General features: G+C 72.3%; 25 protein-coding genes. 12 read left to right on the forward strand and 13 right to left on the reverse strand.

All coding sequences use genetic code 11. The features are described 5' to 3' along the window. Nucleotides 1-12 precede the first annotated feature (12 nt). Nucleotides 13-957 (forward strand): NAD(P)/FAD-dependent oxidoreductase, encoded by a 945-nt coding sequence (locus tag ACFVU2_RS13315; protein ID WP_387874994.1) that lies wholly within the window; start codon nucleotides 13-15, stop codon nucleotides 955-957. A 2-nt stretch (nucleotides 958-959) separates the two neighbouring features. On the opposite strand, the gene ACFVU2_RS13320 is transcribed toward ACFVU2_RS13315, so the two are convergent. The 7 genes from ACFVU2_RS13320 to ACFVU2_RS13350 all read right to left on the reverse strand — a co-directional run bounded on the left by ACFVU2_RS13320 (nucleotide 960) and on the right by ACFVU2_RS13350 (nucleotide 5,827). Further along, nucleotides 960-1,226 carry a type II toxin-antitoxin system RelE/ParE family toxin gene (locus ACFVU2_RS13320; protein ID WP_387874997.1) on the reverse strand — a complete coding sequence of 89 codons (267 nt, stop codon included), beginning with the start codon at nucleotides 1,224-1,226 and terminating at the stop codon, nucleotides 960-962. Further along, nucleotides 1,223-1,501 (reverse strand): type II toxin-antitoxin system Phd/YefM family antitoxin, encoded by a 279-nt coding sequence (locus tag ACFVU2_RS13325; protein WP_387874999.1) that lies wholly within the window; start codon nucleotides 1,499-1,501, stop codon nucleotides 1,223-1,225. Before ACFVU2_RS13325 ends, ACFVU2_RS13320 begins: the two co-directional genes overlap by 4 nt. A gap of 56 nt (nucleotides 1,502-1,557) precedes the next feature. Beyond that, complete coding sequence (locus ACFVU2_RS13330) at nucleotides 1,558-2,391, reverse strand: ABC transporter ATP-binding protein (protein WP_387875002.1); 834 nt, start codon at nucleotides 2,389-2,391, stop codon at nucleotides 1,558-1,560. Continuing rightward, nucleotides 2,388-3,065, reverse strand: coding sequence for a FadR/GntR family transcriptional regulator (locus ACFVU2_RS13335; protein ID WP_387875005.1), 678 nt, complete (start codon nucleotides 3,063-3,065; stop codon nucleotides 2,388-2,390). The genes ACFVU2_RS13330 and ACFVU2_RS13335 overlap by 4 nt, the downstream gene beginning before the upstream one ends. A 71-nt stretch (nucleotides 3,066-3,136) precedes the next feature. Beyond that, on the reverse strand, nucleotides 3,137-3,721 hold the full coding sequence (locus tag ACFVU2_RS13340) for a DUF5666 domain-containing protein (protein WP_387875008.1): 585 nt from the start codon (nucleotides 3,719-3,721) through the stop codon (nucleotides 3,137-3,139). Nucleotides 3,722-3,744: 23 nt separating this feature from the next. Then, nucleotides 3,745-5,145 (reverse strand): ATP-binding protein, encoded by a 1,401-nt coding sequence (locus tag ACFVU2_RS13345; protein WP_387875012.1) that lies wholly within the window; start codon nucleotides 5,143-5,145, stop codon nucleotides 3,745-3,747. After that, complete coding sequence (locus ACFVU2_RS13350) at nucleotides 5,138-5,827, reverse strand: response regulator transcription factor (RefSeq protein ID WP_387875015.1); 690 nt, start codon at nucleotides 5,825-5,827, stop codon at nucleotides 5,138-5,140. The genes ACFVU2_RS13345 and ACFVU2_RS13350 overlap by 8 nt, the downstream gene beginning before the upstream one ends. A 122-nt stretch (nucleotides 5,828-5,949) precedes the next feature. Between ACFVU2_RS13350 and ACFVU2_RS13355 the strand changes: the two genes are divergently transcribed. The 8 genes from ACFVU2_RS13355 (at nucleotide 5,950) to ACFVU2_RS13390 (ending at nucleotide 12,599) form a co-directional block, all read left to right on the forward strand. Beyond that, complete coding sequence (locus tag ACFVU2_RS13355; protein ID WP_387875018.1) at nucleotides 5,950-6,909, forward strand: DUF1996 domain-containing protein; 960 nt, start codon at nucleotides 5,950-5,952, stop codon at nucleotides 6,907-6,909. An 88-nt stretch (nucleotides 6,910-6,997) separates the two neighbouring features. Further along, on the forward strand, nucleotides 6,998-7,621 hold the full coding sequence (locus ACFVU2_RS13360) for a hypothetical protein (RefSeq protein WP_387875021.1): 624 nt from the start codon (nucleotides 6,998-7,000) through the stop codon (nucleotides 7,619-7,621). Next, entirely contained in the window at nucleotides 7,608-7,961 is a 354-nt protein-coding gene (locus ACFVU2_RS13365; protein ID WP_387875024.1) for a hypothetical protein, read from the forward strand. Before ACFVU2_RS13360 ends, ACFVU2_RS13365 begins: the two co-directional genes overlap by 14 nt. A 24-nt stretch (nucleotides 7,962-7,985) precedes the next feature. Beyond that, nucleotides 7,986-8,885: a hypothetical protein gene (locus ACFVU2_RS13370; protein ID WP_387875027.1), complete on the forward strand. Its 900-nt coding sequence runs from the start codon at nucleotides 7,986-7,988 to the stop codon at nucleotides 8,883-8,885. A 16-nt stretch (nucleotides 8,886-8,901) separates the two neighbouring features. Beyond that, on the forward strand, nucleotides 8,902-10,092 hold the full coding sequence (locus tag ACFVU2_RS13375) for an OmpA family protein (RefSeq protein WP_387875029.1): 1,191 nt from the start codon (nucleotides 8,902-8,904) through the stop codon (nucleotides 10,090-10,092). Nucleotides 10,093-10,173: 81 nt separating this feature from the next. Continuing rightward, nucleotides 10,174-10,821 carry an NADPH-dependent F420 reductase gene (locus ACFVU2_RS13380; RefSeq protein ID WP_387875032.1) on the forward strand — a complete coding sequence of 216 codons (648 nt, stop codon included), beginning with the start codon at nucleotides 10,174-10,176 and terminating at the stop codon, nucleotides 10,819-10,821. A 183-nt stretch (nucleotides 10,822-11,004) separates the two neighbouring features. After that, a complete protein-coding gene (locus tag ACFVU2_RS13385) occupies nucleotides 11,005-11,916 on the forward strand; it encodes a VOC family protein (RefSeq protein ID WP_387875035.1) in 912 nt (303 codons plus the stop codon). Continuing rightward, nucleotides 11,913-12,599, forward strand: coding sequence for an alpha/beta hydrolase (locus ACFVU2_RS13390; RefSeq protein WP_387875038.1), 687 nt, complete (start codon nucleotides 11,913-11,915; stop codon nucleotides 12,597-12,599). The genes ACFVU2_RS13385 and ACFVU2_RS13390 overlap by 4 nt, the downstream gene beginning before the upstream one ends. Here ACFVU2_RS13390 and nhaA read toward each other — a convergent pair. From nhaA to ACFVU2_RS13405, 3 genes are read right to left on the reverse strand one after another with little or no spacing between them, the layout of a single operon-like run. Further along, nucleotides 12,556-14,436, reverse strand: a complete 1,881-nt coding sequence (gene nhaA, locus ACFVU2_RS13395; RefSeq protein WP_387875040.1) for a Na+/H+ antiporter NhaA — start codon at nucleotides 14,434-14,436, stop codon at nucleotides 12,556-12,558. The two genes, ACFVU2_RS13390 and nhaA, sit on opposite strands and share 44 nt — an antisense overlap. 17 nt (nucleotides 14,437-14,453) lie before the next feature. Further along, nucleotides 14,454-15,797: an MFS transporter gene (locus tag ACFVU2_RS13400; RefSeq protein ID WP_387875043.1), complete on the reverse strand. Its 1,344-nt coding sequence runs from the start codon at nucleotides 15,795-15,797 to the stop codon at nucleotides 14,454-14,456. 49 nt (nucleotides 15,798-15,846) lie between these two features. After that, complete coding sequence (locus tag ACFVU2_RS13405; RefSeq protein ID WP_387875046.1) at nucleotides 15,847-16,953, reverse strand: hypothetical protein; 1,107 nt, start codon at nucleotides 16,951-16,953, stop codon at nucleotides 15,847-15,849. Nucleotides 16,954-17,127: 174 nt separating this feature from the next. Here ACFVU2_RS13405 and ACFVU2_RS13410 point away from each other — a divergent pair, with 174 nt between their 5' ends. Next, nucleotides 17,128-17,613 carry a hypothetical protein gene (locus ACFVU2_RS13410; protein ID WP_387875049.1) on the forward strand — a complete coding sequence of 162 codons (486 nt, stop codon included), beginning with the start codon at nucleotides 17,128-17,130 and terminating at the stop codon, nucleotides 17,611-17,613. Nucleotide 17,614: 1 nt separating this feature from the next. Then, a complete protein-coding gene (locus tag ACFVU2_RS13415; RefSeq protein WP_387875051.1) occupies nucleotides 17,615-18,334 on the forward strand; it encodes a hypothetical protein in 720 nt (239 codons plus the stop codon). A gap of 5 nt (nucleotides 18,335-18,339) precedes the next feature. On the opposite strand, the gene ACFVU2_RS13420 is transcribed toward ACFVU2_RS13415, so the two are convergent. Next, nucleotides 18,340-19,413, reverse strand: coding sequence for a hypothetical protein (locus tag ACFVU2_RS13420; RefSeq protein ID WP_387875054.1), 1,074 nt, complete (start codon nucleotides 19,411-19,413; stop codon nucleotides 18,340-18,342). A 112-nt stretch (nucleotides 19,414-19,525) separates the two neighbouring features. Between ACFVU2_RS13420 and ACFVU2_RS13425 the strand changes: the two genes are divergently transcribed. Then, nucleotides 19,526-19,927: a MarR family winged helix-turn-helix transcriptional regulator gene (locus ACFVU2_RS13425; RefSeq protein WP_387875056.1), complete on the forward strand. Its 402-nt coding sequence runs from the start codon at nucleotides 19,526-19,528 to the stop codon at nucleotides 19,925-19,927. Between the two features lie 42 nt (nucleotides 19,928-19,969). Here the strand turns inward: ACFVU2_RS13425 and ACFVU2_RS13430 are convergent, their stop codons facing one another. Together ACFVU2_RS13430 and ACFVU2_RS13435 are read right to left on the reverse strand one after the other, a co-directional pair. Beyond that, nucleotides 19,970-20,296, reverse strand: coding sequence for a hypothetical protein (locus ACFVU2_RS13430; RefSeq protein ID WP_387875059.1), 327 nt, complete (start codon nucleotides 20,294-20,296; stop codon nucleotides 19,970-19,972). 67 nt (nucleotides 20,297-20,363) lie between these two features. After that, complete coding sequence (locus ACFVU2_RS13435) at nucleotides 20,364-20,915, reverse strand: TetR family transcriptional regulator (protein WP_387875061.1); 552 nt, start codon at nucleotides 20,913-20,915, stop codon at nucleotides 20,364-20,366. Nucleotides 20,916-20,947: the final 32 nt, after the last annotated feature.

Here is a 20,947-nt window from a genome sequence, read left to right on the forward strand (position 1 = left end):
GACGATCGGAGCATGCAGAACGATGAATTCGATGTGATCGTGATCGGCGGCGGCGCCGCCGGCCTCAGCGCAGGGCTGATGCTCGCCCGCTCCCGCCGCTCCGTGCTCGTGCTCGACGCCGGCGCGCCCCGGAACGCTCCGGCCGCGGCCGTGCACGGCCTGTTCGCCCGCGACGGCGTGCCGCCCGCCGAACTCCTCGAACGCGGTCGCGCCGAGGTGCGCGCGTACGGCGGCGAGGTGCGCGAGGCGACCGTCACGGACGCACGTCGCGACGGCGACCTCTTCGTCGTCCTGGCCGGCGGCGACGAGCTGCGCGCCCGCCGCCTGCTCGTCGCGACCGGGCTCGTCGACGACCTGCCCGATCTGCCCGGTGTACGCGAGCACTGGGGCCACGACATCGTCCACTGCCCGTACTGCCACGGCTGGGAGGTGCGGGACACCGCCATCGGCGTCCTCGCGCTGACCCCGCGTGCCGTGCACCAGGCCCTGCTCTTCCGCCAGTGGAGCGACGACGTGATCCTCTTCGCCAACGACCTCGTCGTGGCCGACGACGACGAGCGCGAGCAGCTGGAGGCGCGCAGCGTGCGGGTCGTCGACGGCGCGGTCGTCGCCGTGGAGTCGGTGGACGGTCGTGTCAGCGGTGTGCGCCTGGCCGACGGGACCGTGGTGCCGCGAGCGACGATCGCGATCGGCCCTCGTGCGCTGGTGCGGCTACCGTTCCTCGCCGGGCTCGGTCTCGCCGTCGCGGAGCATCCGTCGGGCATCGGCGAGCACCTCCCGGCGGACCCGACGGGCCGCACCTCCGTGCCGGGCGTCTGGGCGGCCGGCAACGTGACGGACCCGATCGCCCAGGTCGGCGCTGCGGCCGCAGGGGCGGCCTTCGCCGCCGCGCAGCTCAACATGGACCTGGTGCAGGAGGACGTCGAGCGCGCCGTCGCGGACCGTCGGCGCGGCTGAGGTCAGCGCGGGCGGTAGGCGTCGGCGCGGTGGTCGACTCGGATGACGATCACCCGTACCTCCTCGTCGTGGATCTCGTACAGGATGCGGTACGGGCCCCGTCGCGCACTGTAGAGACCCGCGAGCTCCCGTTCGAGTGCCTTGCCCACCCGTTTCGGGTTCCGGGCGAGGTCCCCGTAGGCTAACTCGATCACCGCAGGGACGATCCGTGGCGGGATCCGCTCGAGATCCCGGATCGCCGTCGATGCGAAGACGATCTCGTAGGTCACCGCTTCGGCACGCCGAACCGGGCACGGACGTCGTCCTCGGTGTGTCCGCCGCCGGCCGCGACTTCCTGCCTGGCCTCGGCGAGCTTCGCGACGAGATCGTCACCGGACGACAGCCAGTAGAGACGCTCCTGCAGCTCCTCCCACTCGTCGATGCCGATCAGCATCGCCGCGGGAGAACCGTTGACGGTGATGGCGACCTCTTCGCGAGTCCGTGCGGCGGATTCGACGAGCTCGCTCAGGCGAGCCTTGGCGGACGAGATGGACAGGGTCTGCATACGACGATTCTAGTCCGAATTCTGGTCTAACACAGACTTTTATTCGGATCCGACCGTCAGCGCACGGCCGTGCGCTCCCGCACCGCCCGCGCGCTCCAGCGGCCGTCCGCGCGGTCGACGCGGATCGCGTGCTCGAACGCGCGGGTCACCGTCTCGGTCGTGACCGCCTCGCCGATCGGGCCGGTCGCGACGATCCGCCCGTGGGCGATCAGCAACGCGTGCGTGGTGGTCTCGGGCAGCTCCTCCAGGTGGTGCGTCACCAGCACCGAGGCGAGCTCGGGCGCCGAGTGAGCGAGTCCGTCGATCGTCTCGAGAAGCTGCTCCCGCGCCGCGACGTCGAGCCCCGTCGTCGGCTCGTCGAGCAGCAGGAGGCGCGGATCGGCGATCAGCGCCCGTGCGATCAGGGTGCGCCCCCGCTCCCCCTGCGAGAGCGTCGGCCAGCGTGCCTCGCGCCGGTCGTCCAGGCCGACCGAGTGGAGCAGCTCGTGCGCGCGCACCGTCTGCTCGGGCGTCGCCTCCCACCGCATCGGCGGCTCGAGCGTGCCCGTGAGCCCGGTGAGCACCACCTCCGTGACGGTCAGCGGCGAGCGCACCGGGTGCCGGGGGTTCACGTGGCCGATGTGACGGCGCAGCTCCTGCAGCTCCACGCGGCCAAGGCGCCGGCCGAGCACGTCGACGGTGCCGGAGGTGGGGAACGTCAGCGCGCCGCAGAAGCCGAGCACGGTGCTCTTGCCGGCCCCGTTCGGGCCGAGGAGCGCCCAGTGCTCGCCCGCGCGCACGGTGAGTTCGATGCCGTCGAGGATGTGCGTGCCGTCGCGGCGGAACGTCACCTCCCGCAGCTCGAGCACGGCCGGAGCGATGGAGGCCGCGGCGATGGAGGGCAGGGTCACGAGAGACGCTCCTTCAGCGAGGTGAGGTGGTCGCGGCTGAGGCGGGCGGCGGCGTCGGCGTCGCGGTCCGCGATGGCGTCGAGGAGGACGCGGTGCGCGTCGTGGTCGGCCCCCTCGTCGGCCACCGGGCGCAACCGCAGCATCTCGACCATCGCCTGCCGCAAGCGGGGCACGAAGCCGTCGAAGAGCTCGGCGAGGATGTCGTTGTGGGCTGCGGCGACGATGGCGCGATGGAACGCGGTGTCGGCGTCCACGTGCGCCTCGAGTTCGCCCTGCGGGCCCTCATCGTGGCCGCGGCGCGCGTCGAGCGCGCGGCGCAGTGCCCGCAGCTCCTGCGGCGTGCGCCGTGCGGCGGCCAGCGCGGCGGCCTCCGATTCGATCGCGATGCGCGCCTCGATCACCGACACGATGTCGGCGCGGCGCAGCACGACGTCCCAGTCCTCCGGTGCATCGAGCGCCGTGACGAAGACGCCGGCGCCCTGCCGGGACTGCAGCACGCCACGGCCCGCCAGCTGACGGATCGCCTCGCGCACCGTCGAGCGCCCGACGCCGAGCTGCGGCGCGAGCGTCGTCTCGCCCGGCAGCTTCTGCCCCAGGGTCCATTCACCCGCACGGATGCGCTCGAGGAGCGCATCGGCGGCCTGGTCGGCGAGAGGGGCGCGGAGCACTGGCATGGCCCGAGTCTACGGGACGTCGTGCTTTCTTGTCTGCTTGTCTGAGGAGTACTCGCACACCGGATGCCCGGTCAAGTGGTGGGCGCAGGTGTCGGCGCGGCGGTCGAGCGAGACTTCGCCATCACCACACGCGTTGCGGTCATGGTGTCGCCGCTGCGCATCCCGAGCACGCCGACCTGATCGCCGACGACGAAGGACGACCGCTCGGCGGGCGATGACGTCGTGCCGAAGGCGGTCGACGCCCCGATCGTGACGGTGACGGTCGCGCCCGATGCGGACCGGATCGACCAGGTGCCGCCGTCGATCGCCGTGATCGTGCCGCGGACGCCGTGCGCCGTTTTCTTCCGCGCCGCCTTCCCCGTGTTCGGCGTGCCATGGGACTGAGTCGTGCCATGGGACTGAGTCGTGCCATGGGACTGAGAGGTGGAGGCCATCGGCGGGTTCGTCTGACCAGCGGCGACGGCAGCGGAGACGCCCCAGGCCGTCGCTCCGGCCACGAGGACCACCGCGAGGGCGCCCCCGGCGATCGCGACGCCGACGGCGTGCCGGCGCAGGAAGCCCGCCGCCGGCGGCGCGGACTGCGGGCCCGTCGGCACGGGCTGCGTGTCCTGCCGGGCCTCGGGCAGGGGGCGGGTGGGGTCGGTGTCGTCGTTCATGCCCCCACCCTGCGACGCGGGCGTCAGGGTCTCGCGAGCGGAGTGTTCGGGGGACGTAAAGCCGCCGCGAACGGGAGGCGGACGGCGAACTCCGCTCCGCCCTCCCCCGCGCGGCCCACGGCGATCGTGCCGCCGAGCCGGCCGACGAGCCTCCGGGCGATGGACAGCCCGAGACCGGTGCCCACCGGGCGCACATCCCGGTAGCGGTCGTGCAACGCACCGCGGTCGAACGCGACGGCGCTGTCGGCGTCGTCGATGCCCGGTCCCCCGTCGCGGACCGCGATCACGACCCCGTCCGCCCCCGGACCGGCCGACAGGACGATCGGCCGCCCCGCCGGGGTCACGCGTAGCGCGTTCTCCACGAGCCCGTCGACGACCTGCCGCAGCCGCATCTCGTCGGTGACCACCGGCAGCGCCTGCTCCGGCAGCTCGGTGCGCAGCTCGACTCCGACCCGCGAGCACGCCGCGGCCCAGGCCAGCGCTGCGCGTTCGAGCGTCCCCCGCACGTCGAACTCCTGCGGATCGATCGCGAAGTCGTCGGCCTCGAGCCGCGAGAGCTCGAGCAGGTCGTCGACGAAACGCCGCAGCCGCTCCGACTCCGCCGTCAGAGTGGCCCCGACGCTGGCCACCTCGTCGGCCGGGACGACGCCGTCCGTCAGCGCCTCGGCATACCCGCGGATGGCCGTGAGCGGGGTGCGGATCTCGTGCGAGACCGACAGCAGGAACTCCCGCTGGCGGTCCTCGCTGGCGGAGAGGGCGTCGTCCAGCGTGCGCAGCGCCTGCGCGACGTCGTCGATCTCGGCGACCCGCTGATCGGCGATGACGACCCCGCGGCGCCCGCTCGCGAGTTCACGCGCACCCGCGGCGAGCCGCGTCATCGGCCGCCCCAGCCGTCGCGCGAGCAGCACGCCGGCGACGGTCGCGACGACCAGCCCGACGAGGAGGGCGACGACGATCCAGCGGATCAGCTCCGCGTTGCCCGCCGCGATGTCCGCGACCCGGCGCACGCCGACGACGCCGCCACCGCCCGTCGCCGGGATGCCCACGAGCACGGCGTCCGTCCCGCCCAGTGTCGTCGACGCGGAGACGGAACGGCCGTCCTGCAGCGCGCGGACCACCTCCGGATCCACCGAGGCCCGCGCCGGCCCGCTCACCGTCCCGTCCGCACCGACGACGGCGAACCGGTCGCCGAGCACCGTGAGCCGCTCCGTCAGCCGATCGAGCCGGGTCGAGGTCGTGGCCTCGTCCCGCACGAGCGCGACCGCCTGCGCCTTGAGCTGCTGACGCGCCTGCCCCTCGGCCACCGACTGGACGACCTGGACCGACACGAGCGCCGTGATCAGCACCGCGATGAGCGCGACGGCGAACGTCACCACTACGATGCGGCCGGTCAGCGACGCCGGGCGCCGCCTGCGTTCAGTCATCGACGTCGGCGATGCTGTAGCCGACCCCGCGGACGGTGCGGATCATCCCGGCCGCCTCGCCCAGCTTCACCCGCAGCTGCGCGACGTGCACGTCCACCGTGCGGCTGCTGCTGTAGTCGGCGACGCCCCAGACCGTCGACAGGAGCTGTTCGCGCGTGAACACCCGGCCGGGCTGCGACAGGAGGTACGCCAGCAGCTCGAACTCCGTCGCGGTGAGCTCCACCCGTCGATCGCCGACCTCCACCCGCCGCGTCCCCGTGTCGAGCGACACCGGCCCGAGTCTGCGGGCCGGGGAGACGGCCTCCCCGGACGAACGCCTGACCAGGCCGCGCACCCGCGCCACGAGCTCGCGCGGCGAGAACGGCTTGGTGACGTAGTCGTCGGCGCCCAGCTCCAAGCCGACGATCCGGTCCACCTCGTCGTCGCGTGCGGTCACGAAGACGACGGGGGTCCAATCGCCGCGCCCGCGGAGGGCGCGGCAGACCTCGATGCCGTCGGCGCCCGGCACCCCGATGTCGAGCACGATCGCGACGGGTCGCAGCCGTCCGACCGCCTCGAGGGCGCGGCGGCCGTCCGACTCGACGTGCACGCCGAAGCCGGCGCCCGTCAGGTACAGCCGTTCGAGATCGCTGATCGTCGGTTCGTCCTCGACGACCAGGACGAGGCCTCGCTCTTCACCCACGTGACCATCTTCGCCGCGGCCACGGTGCGCGTGCGTCGCCACGGAACCGATTCAGGGCGCTCTTACCGTTTCTTTACATCCGGCTCTCACGACCCGAACGCGCCGGGCGTCCACTGGCGTGCATGTCGCACCTCCGATCGCTCTCCACCGCCGGCTTCGCCCTCGCCGCCGGGGCCGTCCTCGCCCTGACCGTCGGCACGGCAGCAGGAACCGCCGCCCTGACGACCACGGCCGTCACTGCGGCGACGCCGCCGGCGGTGTCGACCGCCGGATTCCCCGCGGGCGGCCGGGACCCGGGCATCTTCACGGACACCTGCACCCGCAGCCGGACGGCGCCGAACGACCCGATCATGATGCCCGGAATGACCGGGATGTCGATGCAGCACGACTTCTTCGGCAACCCGGCGGTCATCGCCTCGTCGACGGCGGCGACGCTCCGGGGCGGGCGCACGACCTGCTCGACCGCCGCCGACTCCTCCGCCTACTGGACCCCCGTCGTGTACCAGCACGGAACTCCCCTCACCCCGTCGCGCACGCTGCTCTACTGGCGGGCTCCCGCCGCCACCGCATCGGCCACCCACGCGATGCCCGAGGGCATCAGCCTCATCGCCGGCGACGAGACGGCGACCGCACCCCAGTCGACCTCCGTCGTCGACTGGACCTGCACCACGACACCGGCGGACCGGCGCCCGAGTCGCTCCGCCGCTCCCCACGACTGCACGGGAGGAGCGCAGTTGCGACTGGTGATCACGTTCCCGAACTGCTGGGACGGGCACACCATGGACGGGCGCGACCGTTCCGGCGCCGTGTACGCGACGGCAGCGGGATGTCCGTCCTCCCACCCGATCCAGATCCCCCAGATCGTGATGCACGTCGCATACCCCACCTCCAGCGGTGCGGGCATCACCCTCTCGACCGGCCCGCAGACGCAGGGGCCGCCCGTCACCGGGCACGCCGACTTCGTCGACGGCTGGCAGCAGACCCGCATGGCGGCGGACGTCTCCGCCTGCGTGGACGCTCAGGTGCGGTGCGGCCCGGTCCGCGGAGAGCAGGCCGTCCCGCAGGGCGGCAGGCAGCGCTGACGCCGCGAGGTCACGGTTCGGTCACTTTCAGGAAACGTTCGAACAACCCAAAGTTTCCGCTCAGTGGCGTTCCTTACGCTCCCATCCCATGACGACGCAGCCGCTCAGGGTCGGCCCGCTGACCCGGCGCCGCCTGGAAGAACGCGCACGGCACGACGCCGAGGCGCTCCGCGGCGCGCCCGCACCCGAGACCGGCGCGCCGTCGACCGTGGCCGCGCTCCAGGCCCGCGCCAACGCGTACGCCCGCCGTGAGGAGCAGCGCTTCCACCGTCGCGTACGCCGGGAGCTGACCGAGCACCGCCTCCTGACCGCCGCCGTGCGCACCGATCTCGACGCGTTCGACGAGCGGCTCGACGCGCTCCCGCCGGCCGAGCGCGACCATGCGCGCATCGCCGTGGGCGACGGGCCGGCCTACGCCGAGCTGCGGCGCCTGGAGCGGCGTATCGCCCGCGGCCATCGCCGCGCCGAGGAGCTCGCCGCCGTGATCCACGCCCGTTTCACCTTCGCGCGGCTCCGTGCGGCCCGGCACTTCGACCGATCCGACGAGAAGATCGCCGTCTACTGGGGCGCCTACCGCGGGGCGCTGCCCCGGGAGGCCGCCGACCGCATCCCGGACCGGGCCGGTGCTCCCGAGCTCCGCCGCTCCGACTGGCTGACCACGCGCACCGACGCACTCGAACACTGGCAAGGGGGAACCGATGGCCAAGCGTGACCGGCTCACGGAGTACCGAGTCCCGAACGTCTCGCGGCTGCGCCGCCGGCTGCTGTGGCGGCTGCGGAAGCTGCGCGACGCCGTCGACGTCGAGACGCTGGAGGTCTTCGAGCACGAGCTCGCCGCCTTCGAGCGTGCCGGCGCGGCCGAGCTCGAACGGCAGCGGACGCGCAACATCGCCGTCTGCTCCGACCGGGTCGCCCAGGCGCAAGCGCGGGAGGAGCTCATCCGCAGCGCGCTCGAACGCACCGAAGCCGAGATCCGCCGGGCCGACGAGGCCGTCCAGCGGCTCGACGCCCGCCTGCTCGGGAGCGATCCCGACCTCCACAACTACGCCTGAACAGCCTGAACAGGAAGGACGACCATGGCCAGGGACATCGTCACCCGCCCGCCTCGCCACCGCCCGACCGTCGGGCACCTCTCGCCCGTCGCGCACGTCTTCGTCTACGTGCTGCTCGTCGCCATGCTCGCGGTCGACTACATCCTGCTCGCCCAGGCACTGACGCTGCTGTTGCGCAACGACAGCCAGTACGGCTCCATCGGCCTGCAGATGTACGTGATCACCTTCGGCATCTCGTTGGCGGTCGTGACGCTGCCCCACGCCGTCGCCATCGTCCTGCGGCGCGTGCAGGCCCGGGTCATGGCGAGGGGATGGATCCCCGCCGCGATCGCCCTGTGCCTGGTGTGGGCGGCGCTCCTCGCCGCGATCACCGTCGCCCGGATCAAAGCCGGGATGGACGCCTCCTCCTCCGGCGGGCTGACCGGCCTGGTCGGCGGCGGCACCGCGCCGTCGGCGCCGGCGTTCTCGTGGACGGCGCCCGACACGATCATGGCGTTCCTGATGCTCGGCGTGCTCGCCACCTCCGGCGCCGTCAGCTTCGTGATCGCCTGGGTCACCACCAAGCCGCTGCTCACCGCTGCCGAGAAGGCGCACGCGCACGCCGAGCGGCTGCGCTTGCACCGCGACAAGCTGCGCGGGGAGTCGGTCGCGGCCGGCGAGGCGACCCGGCTGGCGTTCCAGCTCGACGCCCACGACGCCATCCGCTACACCGGGGCGCGCGTGACGTTCCACTCCAGGGTGGATGTGGTGCGCGCGCAGCTCGGCGTCCGCCTGGCACAGCGCGAACGCGACCCCGAGAGCACGAGCCAGATCATCCGCGAGCTCAAAGCCCGGCGCAGTGCCGCTGCGGTCGAGGCCGGGCCGGGCGCGCACGCCGCCTCCACCCCGCCGCCCGAGCACCCCGCCTGGCCCGCCCAGTCCTGACCTCGAGGAGCCACTCGTGACCACCCTCCCCCGCCTCCGCACCGCGCTCGCCCTCGCCGGCGTGATCGCCCTCGCGGCGGGCCTCACCGCCTGCTCGTCGGCGACCGCATCCGGTGCGGCCTGCGACCAGTCCGCCCCGCGCAACCTGGGCGTCGTCGCCGGCAGCACGGCCAACGCCCCGACGACCGCCCTTCCCGCCTCGGCCACCAGCCAGCTGAAGGCCGTCGGCGCGAGCAATGGCAGCGTGACGGTCGTCATCCCCTCCGGGACGCCGCAGGTGATGGGCACGACGCTCATCGGATCCACCGCGCAGGACGCCATCGTGTGCCAGAACGAGCAGCGCACGAAGCTCACCCAGATCACGCAGTACATCGACGGCCTCAAGGCCGCGAACGCCCAGGTCGACTTCCTGGGCGCCATCGACCAGGCCGCGCGCAACCTCGGGAAGAACCCGATGGGCGTCCTCGTCGTCGGCAGCGGCCTGCAGACCACGGACCCGCTCGACTTCGCCGGCAGCGGCCTGCTCTCGGCCGACCCGGCGCAGGTCGTCGCCGACCTGACCTCCCGGTCCCTGCTGCCGACCGACCTGAAGGGCGTCACCGTCTACTGGTCCGGGATGGGCGACACCGCCGGAGCGCAGCAGCCCCTCACCATCCCGGCGCGCAGCAACCTCGAGGCGATCTGGACGGCCATCGTGAAGGCGGCCGGCGGGACGCTCTCCCTACTGCCCGAGCCCGCCTCCGGCACAGCCGCCGCCGGGCTGCCCGCAGTGACGCCGGTCCCCGTCGAGGCCGTCGCGACCAAGACCGACTGGACGCACCCCGTCGTGATCCGCGACAGCGACCTGAGGTTCACCAAGAACACCGCCGACTTCGCCGACCCCGCCGCCGCGAACCAGGTGCTCGCCTCCCTCGTCCCGGCCATCGAGCAGAACGGCCAGGTCGTCACGATCACCGGCACCGCCTCGAAGGACCAGGCGACCAGCAACACCGCCGACCTCGCCCTCTCGCAGAGCCGTGCCGCCGCCGTCAAGGCCGCCCTCGTCGCTCTGGGCGTCCCCGCGGCGGAGCTGACCACCGCGGGCGTCGGCCACGACTGGTGCGGCTGGCGCACCGAGACGGACGCATCGGGCGCCTACTCCGACGCCATCGCGGCGCAGAACCGCACGGTCGTGCTCACCTCGGCCGGGGTCGGGCTCTGCGCCTGACAGCCGGGCGCCTGCCGGGTATGTCCTGACGGCTTGCCGGCCCGGGGAATGACTCGGCCGGACCACCGGTTCGAGACGAGTATGACAACCATCGGACTCATCGGTTCCGGCCACATCGGCTCCCAGCTCGCCCGTCTCGCCGTCGCCCACGGCTACAGCGTGGTGCTGAGCAACTCGCGCGGCCCCGAGACCCTCGCCGGCCTCGTCGCAGAACTCGGGCCGCAGGCACGCGCCGCGACTCCCGCCGAGGCCGCGGCCGCGGGCGACCTCGTCGTCGTCACCGTTCCGCTCGCCGCGGAGGCGACCCTCCCGGTCGCCGAGCTCGCGGGCAAGATCGTCATCGACACGAACAACTACTACCCGCAGCGCGACGGCAGCGTCCCGGAGCTCGACGACGAGTCGACCACCGTCGCCGAGCGCCTGCAGGCGACGCTGCCGACCTCGAAGGTCGTCAAGGCCTTCAACCACATCGGCGCCGCCGCCCTCACCACCGAGGGCCAGCCGGCCGGCACGGCCGACCGCCGCGCGCTGATCGTCGCGGGCGACGACGCCGAGGCGCGCGACCGCGTCGCCGCGCTGATCGACCAGTTCGGCTTCGATGCCGTCGACATCGGCCCGCTCGCTGAAGGCTGGCGCATCCAGCGCGACACCCCCGGATACGTCAAGCGGTTCGACGCCGCCGGCCTGCGCGACGCCCTGGCCGCCGCCCGCCGCTACCGCGACATGTAGTCGAGCCCCCCGAGCCCCCACTCGCACCGCCCGCATTCGGCACGAATGTCGCGAAACGCCCGCCGTTTCCCGACATTCGTGCCGAATGTGCGTGCGCGATCTGCGGGTGAATGGTTGAAGCTTCAACGAAATGCGCGTAGGATTGTTGACACGACAACCTTTCGAATCGATCGAGGACCCACGATGACCACCGACCAGCTGCTCGACGCCGCCACCCACATGGCGGCCCCCACCCTCCGCGTCGGCGACCTGGAGCTGATGTCGTCGTACTACTCCGCCGCCTTCGCCTTCGAAGCGCTCGACGAGAAGGCCGACGCCCGCGGCCGCGAGGTGCACCGCGTGCTCGGCCGCAACGGCACGCCGATGGTGTCGCTCATCCACACGCCCGACCTGCCGCCGGTCGACCCGCGCCAGTCCGGCCTCTTCCACAACGCCTTCCTCTTCCCCGATGCGGCCAACCTCGCCGCGACCGTCTACCGCGCCGCACAGGACCCGCGCAGCCGGTTCGTCGGTTCCAGCGACCACCTCGTCTCGGAGGCGTTCTACTTCACCGATCCCGAGGGCAACGGCGTCGAGCTCTACACCGATCGCCCGCGCGACGCCTGGAAGCTCGAACGCGGGCAGATCCTGATGGACACCACCTGGCTCGACCCGAACGCGTACCTGCAGGCCAACCTCGCCCAGGAGGTGCTGGATGCGGGTTCCGCGCTGAACGGCACCGTCGGCCACGTGCACCTGCAGGTAGGCGACATCCCGACGGCGAAGGCCTTCTACGTGGATGCGCTCGGCTTCGAGTCCACGCTCAGCGAGTACCGCGGCGCGCTCTTCGCCTCCGCAGGCGGGTACCACCACCACATCGCGATGAACGTGTGGAACAGCGCCGGCTCCGGTCCGCGCGCGGCCAGCCTGGGTCTCGGCGAGGTCGCGATCACCGTCCCGGACCGCACCGACCTCGATGCGCTCGCCGCCCGGCTGCGCGAGCACGGCATCCCGTTCGCCGACGACGGCCGCTCCGTCGTCGTCGCGGACCCGTGGGACACCCAGGTCAGCGTCGTGCTTCCGGACGTCACCGCCGACGAGCTCCTCGCCCGATGACGGCCGCCGGACCTGCGGTCTCCCAGGCGATCGCGCCGGCCGGCCAGCCCGTGGACGCCCCCGTGGCGGCCCTCCTCCTGCACGGCTACGGCTCGAACGAGCACGACCTCACGGCTCTCGCCTCCACGCTCCCCGGGGCACTGCCCTGGTACTCCCTGCGTGCGCCGCTCGCGACGCCGAACGGCGGCGCCGCGTGGTTCCCGATCTCGACCCCGGGCAGCCCCGATCCGGCTCCGGTCGCCGCGGCGACCGACGCGATCTGGGAGTGGGTCGACGCGCAGCTCGGCGCAGGCACCCGGATCGTCCCGATCGGCTTCTCGCAGGGCGGTCTCATGGCGACCCAGCTCCTGCGGACCCGTCCCGAGCGGGTGGCTGCGACCGCCGTGCTCGCCGGCTTCGTGCAGGCCGCACCGCAGCCCGCCGACGACCTTCTCGTCTCCACCCGGCCTCCGGCCTTCTGGGGGCGCGGGGACGCCGACGGCGTGATCGCCGGTCCGGCCGTCGACCGCACCGCGCTCTGGCTGCCCGCGCACACCACCCTCGAGCAGCACGTCTACCCCGGACTCGGGCACGGCATCGCGGCTCAGGAGGCGGACGACCTGCGCCGCTTCCTCTCGACCGTTCCGCCGGGTGCGGAACTCACCGCGACGACGCCGCCGGCGCCGTCTCCTGCAGCACCCTGATCAGGGTCTGCGCGTCGTAGGGGCCGATGTGGCGGCGGCCGTTGATGAAGAACGTCGGCACCGCCGTGATGTCCATCGCCTCCGCGTCGAGCATGTCGTCGCGCACGCGCGCGGTCACCTCCGGTGAGGCGAGGTCGGCTTCGAAGCGGTCGAGGTCGAGGCCGAGGTCCTCGGCGCGACGCAGGATGTCCGACGGCAGCTGGTGCTCCTGGTCCGCGAACAGGCTGCGCTCGAACTCGAAGAACTTCCCCTGACGTGCCGCCGCCTCCGAGGCCTCGGCCGCCGCGAGGGCGTTCGGGTGGAAGCGGGTGAGCGGGGCGTGCCGCCAGACGTAGCGCACCCGGTCCCCCAGCTCGGCGCGCACGTCCCCGACCGACCCGGTCGCCTTCAGGCAGAACCCGCATTGGAAGTCGCCGTACTCGACGAGGGTGAGCGGGGCGTCCGGGTCGCCGAAGATGTGGTCGCGCGCCGGGTCGACCGGACGCACCAGCGTCAGACCGGCCTCCTCCTTCGGGCGTCGCGCATCGGAGATCCGGAAGATCACCGTCGCCACGGCGAACGAGATGACCGTCGCCGCCAGCACGCCGACCCGCGCCGCGTTCTGCGCCGTCTCGTCCGGGATGGCCAGGTCGACGATGAAGAGCGAGATCGTGAAGCCGATGCCGCAGAGCGCCGCCCCTCCGGCGAGCCTGTCGACGGTGAGCCCCGGGCCGAAGTCGCCGATCCGCAGCTTCCGCATCGCGAACGTCGAGCCGAAGACCCCGACGAACTTGCCGACGACGAGGCCGGCCACCACGCCCCACGCGAGCGGCGAGACCAGCGCGCCGGCGAGGATGCCGCCGTCCAGCCGCACCCCTGCGTTGGCGAGGGCGAAAAGCGGGAGCACGACGTACGCCACGTACGGGGACCACGCGGACTGCAGGCGCTCGTTGATCGAGATCGACTCCCGGAGGCTGTTGGCCGCCGCACGGGCGTACTCCGTGTTCGGGGACTGCCGGAACGTGCGTGCGAGGTCGAGAGCGTGCTCGACGTCGCGCCGGTCGGGCCGGTAGACCGGGATGAGCAGCGCGATCGCGACGCCGGCGAGCGTGGGATGCACTCCCGACGCGAGGAACGACAGCCACACGACGATCGCCAGCGTGGCGTAGACCGGGCCGCGCCCGGCGGGGAGGTAGCGCGTGAGGTAGACCCCGACGAGGCCGACCGCAGCGATGATGAGCGGGAGCGGGGTGAAGTCCTTCGTGTAGACCAGGGCGATGATGCTGAGCGCGCCGATGTCGTCGACCACGGCCAGTGCGAGGAGGAACACGCGGAGGCGCCCGGTGGCGTGGGGGCCGATCAAGGCGAGCGCTCCGACCAGGAAGGCCGTGTCGGACGAGATCACGATCCCCCAGGCGTGCGCGTCGCCCGTGCCGGCCGTGAACAGCACGAAGATCAGCGCGGGCACCGCGAGCCCGAACAGGGCCGCCACCACCGGCACCACCGCGCGCGACCAGCTCGTGAGCTCTCCGATCGCGAACTCGCGGCGCACCTCCAGCCCGACGGTGAAGAAGAAGATGGCCATCAGCGCGTCGTTCACCAGCGCGTGCAGGGTGAAGTCGAGATGCAGCTCGCCGAGGCCCAGCGTCAGGTGCGTCTCCCAGAACGCCTCGTAGCCGCTGAAGGAGATGTTCGCCCACACGATCGCGATCGCCGTGGCGAGCAGGAGCAGCACGGCGCCGATCCGACTCCGGCCGGCCGCACGGAAGCGCTCGGCGAGGGTCGGCCGCCGGTCGTTCGACGTGCCGCTGCGCTCCGGGTCGGGCGAGCGCTGGATGATCGTGAGGTTCGTGGTCACGGCTGCGTCTTCCGGTCTCAGACCGACCCGAGCGGGGCCGGTTCGCGCTCGCCCTGGTACTCGGCCGAGAGCAGGCGGTAGGAGCGGGTGGTGAAGGCGAGGAGCGCCAGGACGACCAGAGCGATGCCGGAGAAGAGGAACACGAGTGCGATCCCGCGCGCGTCCCCCTCGCCCAGCAGCCAGCCCCAGGTGGCCTCGCCCGCTCCCGTGCCCATGTAGGGGATGATGACGAACTGCGCGAGCGGTGCGATCAGGAAGGCCGTGATCGGCGCGGCGGCGGACTCGAACGCCTGCGCGAACCCGAACACACGACCCTGGCGCGTGTACGGCACGATCTTCTGGATCACGGTCTGCTCCGACGCCTCGACGGCGGGGATCAGGGTCATGTACAGCCAGATGCCGGCCACGTAGAGGAGCCACCACTCCCGGATCGTGAACAACGCGCCGAGCAGTCCCATGAGGGCGACCAGCAGCAGCATCGTCCTGATCGGGTTGCGCCCGAGCCCGAAGCGGGCCACCAGGAGGCCGCCGACGATGAATCCCGTGGCCGAGATGCCGAGCACGACCCCCCACCACTCCACGGCGAACAGCTCCAGCCCGTAGGGGTCCATCAACGCCATGTAGACGCCGCCGATGAGGTTGTTGAACGTGGAGAAGATGATGAGCGCGAAGAGGCCGGGCGCGCTCCGGATCGCCGCGATGCTCCCGCGGAGGTCCATCGACGGCGTCGCGCCCTCCTCCGTCTGCGGCTTCTCCTCGGGGATGCGCAGGAAGAGAAGGTGGCCCAGCGCCGCCGCGGTCAGCAGGATGGCGATGACCAGCGTCCATCCCATTCCCAGCAGCCCGATGGCGAGACCGCTGAACACGCTCGTGACGATGAACGCGACGCCCTGGACCGTGCCCACCAGGCCGTTCGCGTTGGCGTGCCGTTCGACCGGAACCAGCAGTGTGACGGTGGTGGAGAGCGCGATGTTGCGCATATTCTCCACCACCGAGCCGAACAGGATCACCCCGGCGAACACCCAGAACATCGGGCCGCCCAGGTCGAGCAGGGCCGACTCGGGGAACACGAGGTACAGCGCTCCGGCGACGGCGAACGCGACGAGGGTGACGGTACCGGCGAACAGCATGACCTGGTGCTTGCGGTGCCGGTCGACGATCGTGCCGAACAGGATGGAGAACACGGCGACGAGCAGCATGTACGCGCCGCCCACGATTCCCGTCGCCAGCACGGAGCGCGTCTCGAGGTAGACCCAGAAGGTCAGGGCGAACCAGAGGAACGAGGTCGTGACGTTGGCCACGGCCGTGTTCACCAGCACCTGGGCGAAGGTGCGGAGTCCGGGAGCGGACGTCTCCGTCATGCCACAGAGGCTACGGCAACCGTCTCCCCCTGTCAGCCCGCGAGGACGATCACGCGCGCACCCAGTCGCCGTCGTCGTCGGTGCGCCAGGTCTGCTCATCCTCGAGCGGCACCGTCACCCCGTCGTTGAGCCAGACCGTCTCGTCGGGATTCCATCCGGCGAGCAGCCCGGCCCAGCCGTCGCCCACCTCGACCGCCCGGCCGGCGGTCTCGAGGTACCCGGCGACGGAGACGTGCACACCGTCGACGTCGGCGGCGACCTGAGCCCAGTCGGGGATCAGCCATCGCCCCTCGCGCCCGGTCGCCCGCGCCCAGTCCCAGCGCCGAGAGGCCGTCACGTCGAACGGGTAGCGCCCGCAGAGCTCCGCCCACGCCGCCGCGCCGTCGATCTCGTAGACACGGGCGGAGGGCGAGACCCCGAGCCGGCGTGTCTGGGCGGTGCGCCAGCCGAGACCGTCTTCGACGAGGCGCAGCCCGACCGGCCCCGCTCCGTCCGCCAGGGCACGACTCGATCGGCGGAGCCCGTGCGGCGGCGTCGACCACCACGAACCGGACACCGCCGATTCACCGGCCACGTGCGGTGCCCAGCGCACTTCGTCGGCCGCCTGCGCGGCGGACCACTCGGCCAGCACCGCCGCCGAGTCCACGCGGCGTTCCCAGCCGCCACCGTCGAACTGCACCTGCCACTGGTCCCCGAGGGCGGTGGGCGTCGCCCACCACGGGGTGAGGGCGGAACGCGTGAGGACGTCGGCGGCCCGGCGCAGCGCCGTCCGCAGCGCCGGTTCCGCCGCCAGGAGGTCGTCGCCGTCCGGCCCCTGCCAGGAGCGGGCGCTGTCGACCGCCGTGCCGAGCAGCTCGAGCAGCGCCGCGGCGGACGGATCCGGGATGGTCCGCGCGCCCAGGAGCCGGGCGACCTCCTCGGTCGTCGGCTCCGGCACCGAGCCCGAACCCCCGTCATCGCCGGACCCGTCGGTCAGCGTCATCAGCGAGATCGCATCCCCGGCCTCCCGGGCACGGTGGTACGCGGCGAAGAACACGGCAGTCGACGCCGGGTCGGGCCCGGTCGGATCCGGAACGTCGAACCGGCCCTGCGCGAGCTCCAGACAGATCCGCCGGCCGCGCGGCCCGGACAGCAGCGATGATGCGTCGATCCCCATGCGCCGAGCCTAGCGAGACCGCCGGCGAACCCGAAGACCTCCCCCGGGAAGTAGGTGACCCCTGTCAGCCCGGTACGACGGATGGGCTCCCGCGCCCGTCAGCGCGGCACCCGCGCGCGGTCCGGATGATCGGCTATCGTCGCGAACGTACCTGTCCGGGGAACTTGGGGAATCATGGTCTCATCTCGCGCGCTTCGCGGAGCGCTCGTCGCCGTCGCGGTCGCGACGGTCCTCGCGGGGTGCGCGCCCGGCCGGACCGCGACGACCGCGACAGCGTCGGGCTCGTCGTCACCGACGGCAACGGCCCGGCCGACGGCCACACCGTCCATGACGCCGCCTCCGGCGACCGGAGCCCCAGTCACCTCGGACCCGCCCGCCGGAGCTCCCGACACGGCCGCAGGTCTCGCGGCCGCCGTCCGCGCGTGCCAGTCGGTCGCCCCCGGCTTCTCGGCCTCGAACGTCGCCGCAGCAGCACCGCTGGCCGCCGAGGCGGCACGCAACGACCAGGCATGGCAGGCGCTCGCCGACGACCTCGCATTCATCCGGGACAATCCGATCGATCCTGAGACGGGAGTCGGACCGCAGAAGACCGTCGATGATGCGTCCGCTGTCGCCCAGGAGTGCTTCTCCCATGCCGGCGTCCAGGTGAGTCAGGACTGAGATGAGGAAGAACCGCACCCGGTCCTGGGCCCTCGTTCGAGTGCTCGTCGTCGCGATGATCTGCGCCGTCGCCGCGGGAGTCCCGCTGGCGACTCCCGCGGATCAGGCACACGCTGCGCTTGCGCAACCGGCCGAGTCGGTGTGCTCCGACACGTGCACCAATGTCCCGGCAACCGCTCAAGCGGCCGCACAGAGCCTGATGACGTCGTACGGCAACGGCACGTTGATCATCGAATGGGCGGAGCGGGCGATCATCCCGGCCGAGATCCAGCCGATCGCCAATGGCACGATCGGCCAGACCCCGCAATGCAACATCGACACGCGCACCCTGCAGACGCTCGTGATCATCATCCGCAACTACGGGTCGGTGCAGGTCAGCGATCTCAACCGCCACTGCGCGAACGACGGCGTCGCCACATGCGGGAGCAACCCGACGTCACGCCATTGCGTTCCCAGCACGGGGCCGAACGCGATGGACATCACGTACATCGGCGGCGCGAGGACGCGCGGCAACGACTCCGCTTCGGGCATCCTGCTGAGATTCCTCGACTCGTTCCTGCCGAGCGGATCCCGAGCAGGGCAGGCGTCCGGGGGCGACGACTGCGGGGTGTACAGCATGCCCGGACTCGCGAACATCTCGCGCTTCACCGACTACTGCACCCACATCCATGTCGACCTCGGGTCGACCACCGGCGGCCTGCGCAATCTGAAGACGCGCTGACGCGATCAGGCCGCGACGACGGCCTCCTCCTCCTCGGCGGTGACCAGGCGCGACTCGTCGGCGAGCCGGCGCCGCCGCAGGCTCACCACGTGCGTCACGACGATGAGGAGCACGCCGGCCGCGGCCCACAGGGCGAGCCGGAGGCCGGCGAACCCGAAGGCCTCCCCCGGGAAGTAGGTGAGCGCACGAGCGGCCTCGAGCCAGGCGGCCCCGTTCCAGAACGTGTTGAGCCCGGCGAAGAGCGCCGGGGAGAGCACGGCCTGGAAGATCCCGCCGGAGCTGGTGAAGTTGAGCATCACGAACAGCAGGGTGAGTACGGGTGTCGTCCACTTGCCGAGCACGGGATGCAGTCCGATGCCGATCGTCACTATGCCGAACACGTAGAGCGAGGCGAGCAGCCAGATGCTCCATTCGTTGCCCGACAGCACCCCGTAGACCGGCCCGGCGACGACGACGCCGATGCCCGCGACCACCAGTGCGGCGGCGCCGGCCACGGCCACCCGCCAGCCGAGCGCGATCCGCGCGGTCACGGCGGCGATCGCGATGGCGCTCGCGTACGAGCCGACGCTCAGGGCGACGAGGAGGAAGAACAGCCCCTGCCCGGTGCCGTCCTGCGCGCCGACGGGGCGGACGTCGTCGACGGTCACCGGGAGGTGCTGCTGGTAAGCGATCGGGAGCAGGAGCTTCTCGGCCGCGGATGCCGTGGTCTCGGAGGCGGCGCTGGCGACGATGATCGTGGCGTGCGTGGCGTCGGTCGCGTACGCGGCCGCGATGTCGCGTCGCTCGACGGCGGCGCGTGCCGCGGCCTCGTCCTTCACCGTCGTCACGTCGAGCTTCTGCGGCGCCGCGTCGTTGAGGGTCTGCGCGAACACGTCGGCGGCGGGGGTGTCGCCCACGATCGCGATCGGGAGGTCGTGCGGCTCCGGCTGGTGGAACGCGCCCAGGTAGGCCAGCGCCATCCCCGCCGCGAGGAAGAGCGGGATGAGCAGGTGCGACCCGAGGGCCTTCCAGAAGGAGGCGGCCGGCCAGAACGACGGACGCGGCGGGACGGTCAGGGGGACGATGCGGTGGGTGGACATGGCGCCTTAGGTTCAGAGTTGCATTGAGCAACATCAATTGTTGCACAGTGCAACCGCTATGCTGGGTCCCGTGACCGCCCGAGACACTGAGAGTGCTGACAGGACCACGGCCGTGGAACGCATCCAGACGGAGCTCACGACGATCGCCCGCCGCGGCACGGCGCGGGTGCGCCGGGAGGACGAGACCCTCTCCTTCGTGGATCAGTCCCTCCTGTCATTCATCCGCGGCAACCCCGGATGCCGGGCCGTCGACATCGCGGCCCACTTCCAGCTCAACCGCTCGACCGTCTCCCGCCAGCTCGGGGCGCTCGCGGAGTTCGGACTGATCGCGGGAGCCGACGCCGATTCGGGTCGCGGTCACGCGCTGGTCGTCACCGAGCGCGGGCGGGAATCGCTCGACCGTGCCGCCGGGAGCGTGCGCGCAGCGCTCGACGAGCGGCTGGCGGGCTGGTCGGCCGACGAGCTCGCCCTGTTCGCCGGGATGCTCGCCCGCTACAACGCGGCCGAGGACTGACGGTCCTCGGCCGACGACTCGCCTCCCGCCGCCGGAGTCCGGTCAGCGCTCGGTCCCCTCGCCTTCTGCGCCCTGCTCGTTCTCCTCGTCCTGCTCGGCGGGTGAGAGCTCATCGAGGGAGTCGGCATCCGGCGGAGCCTCGTCCGTGCCGTGTCCCCGCTCGCGTGCGGACTTGTCCGGCGCTCCGGGGGTCCGCCGCATCTTGACGCCGACAGCCGCGAGCAGGACGATCGCCGCAGCTCCGAAGAACACGAGGCCCACGACCAGCCACGGCTGGCTTCCGGGATTCGGCGCGGCGCCGCTCAGCAGCGCCGCAGCAGCGGGGACGGCGATGAGACGCGCGGCCACCGAGGGTCTACGGCGTGACATCGTCATCACCTCCGCGCCCATCGTGCCGTGCGGAGGCGACGGGCTGCAAGAGAGACGGACCCGCGCGTCAGGCGAATGCCGCGTCGAAGAGCGCGCGAGCCCGGGCCGCCGTCGCCGCGCGTCGATCCACCGGCGTGCGCGCCAGCAGGTCCGCAAGCATCTCGATGGCGAGCAGAGCGTCCGCGGCCTCGACCTGGCGGCCGACGCGCCCCGCCTCCTGGTCGCGGGCGAGCAGGGCGGAGACGATCGCTTCCAGCCGTGCACCGAGTTGCACGGTCCCTTCGCCGAACTGGTCGGCGTTGAGCATGTCGATGAAGGCCGTGGAGACGAGCGCCTGCTCCACGACGCGGTCCAGCAGCACGTCGAGCGTCGCCTCCGGCTCGGCCGCGATCGCCTCCAGCACCGCCATGTTCTCGTCGAAGACGGCGACCGCGAGCGCTGTGCGCGTGGGGAAGTGCCGGTAGAGGCTGCCCTGCCCGACGCCGGCGAGCTTGGCCACGGCGTTGAGGGGCGCACCGTATCCGGCGGTGGCGAAGATCTCCCGCGCGGCCGCGATCAGCGCGCGCCGGTTCTCCGGGCCCGCGCTCGGCCCCCGATTGCTCTTCCCCTGACCTGGCACGGGTGCTAGCGTACAACCGGACACAGGAGTCC

The organism is Leifsonia sp. NPDC058194 (genome assembly GCF_042883605.1).
In the GTDB taxonomy this organism is placed as follows: Bacteria; Actinomycetota; Actinomycetes; order Actinomycetales; family Microbacteriaceae; genus Leifsonia.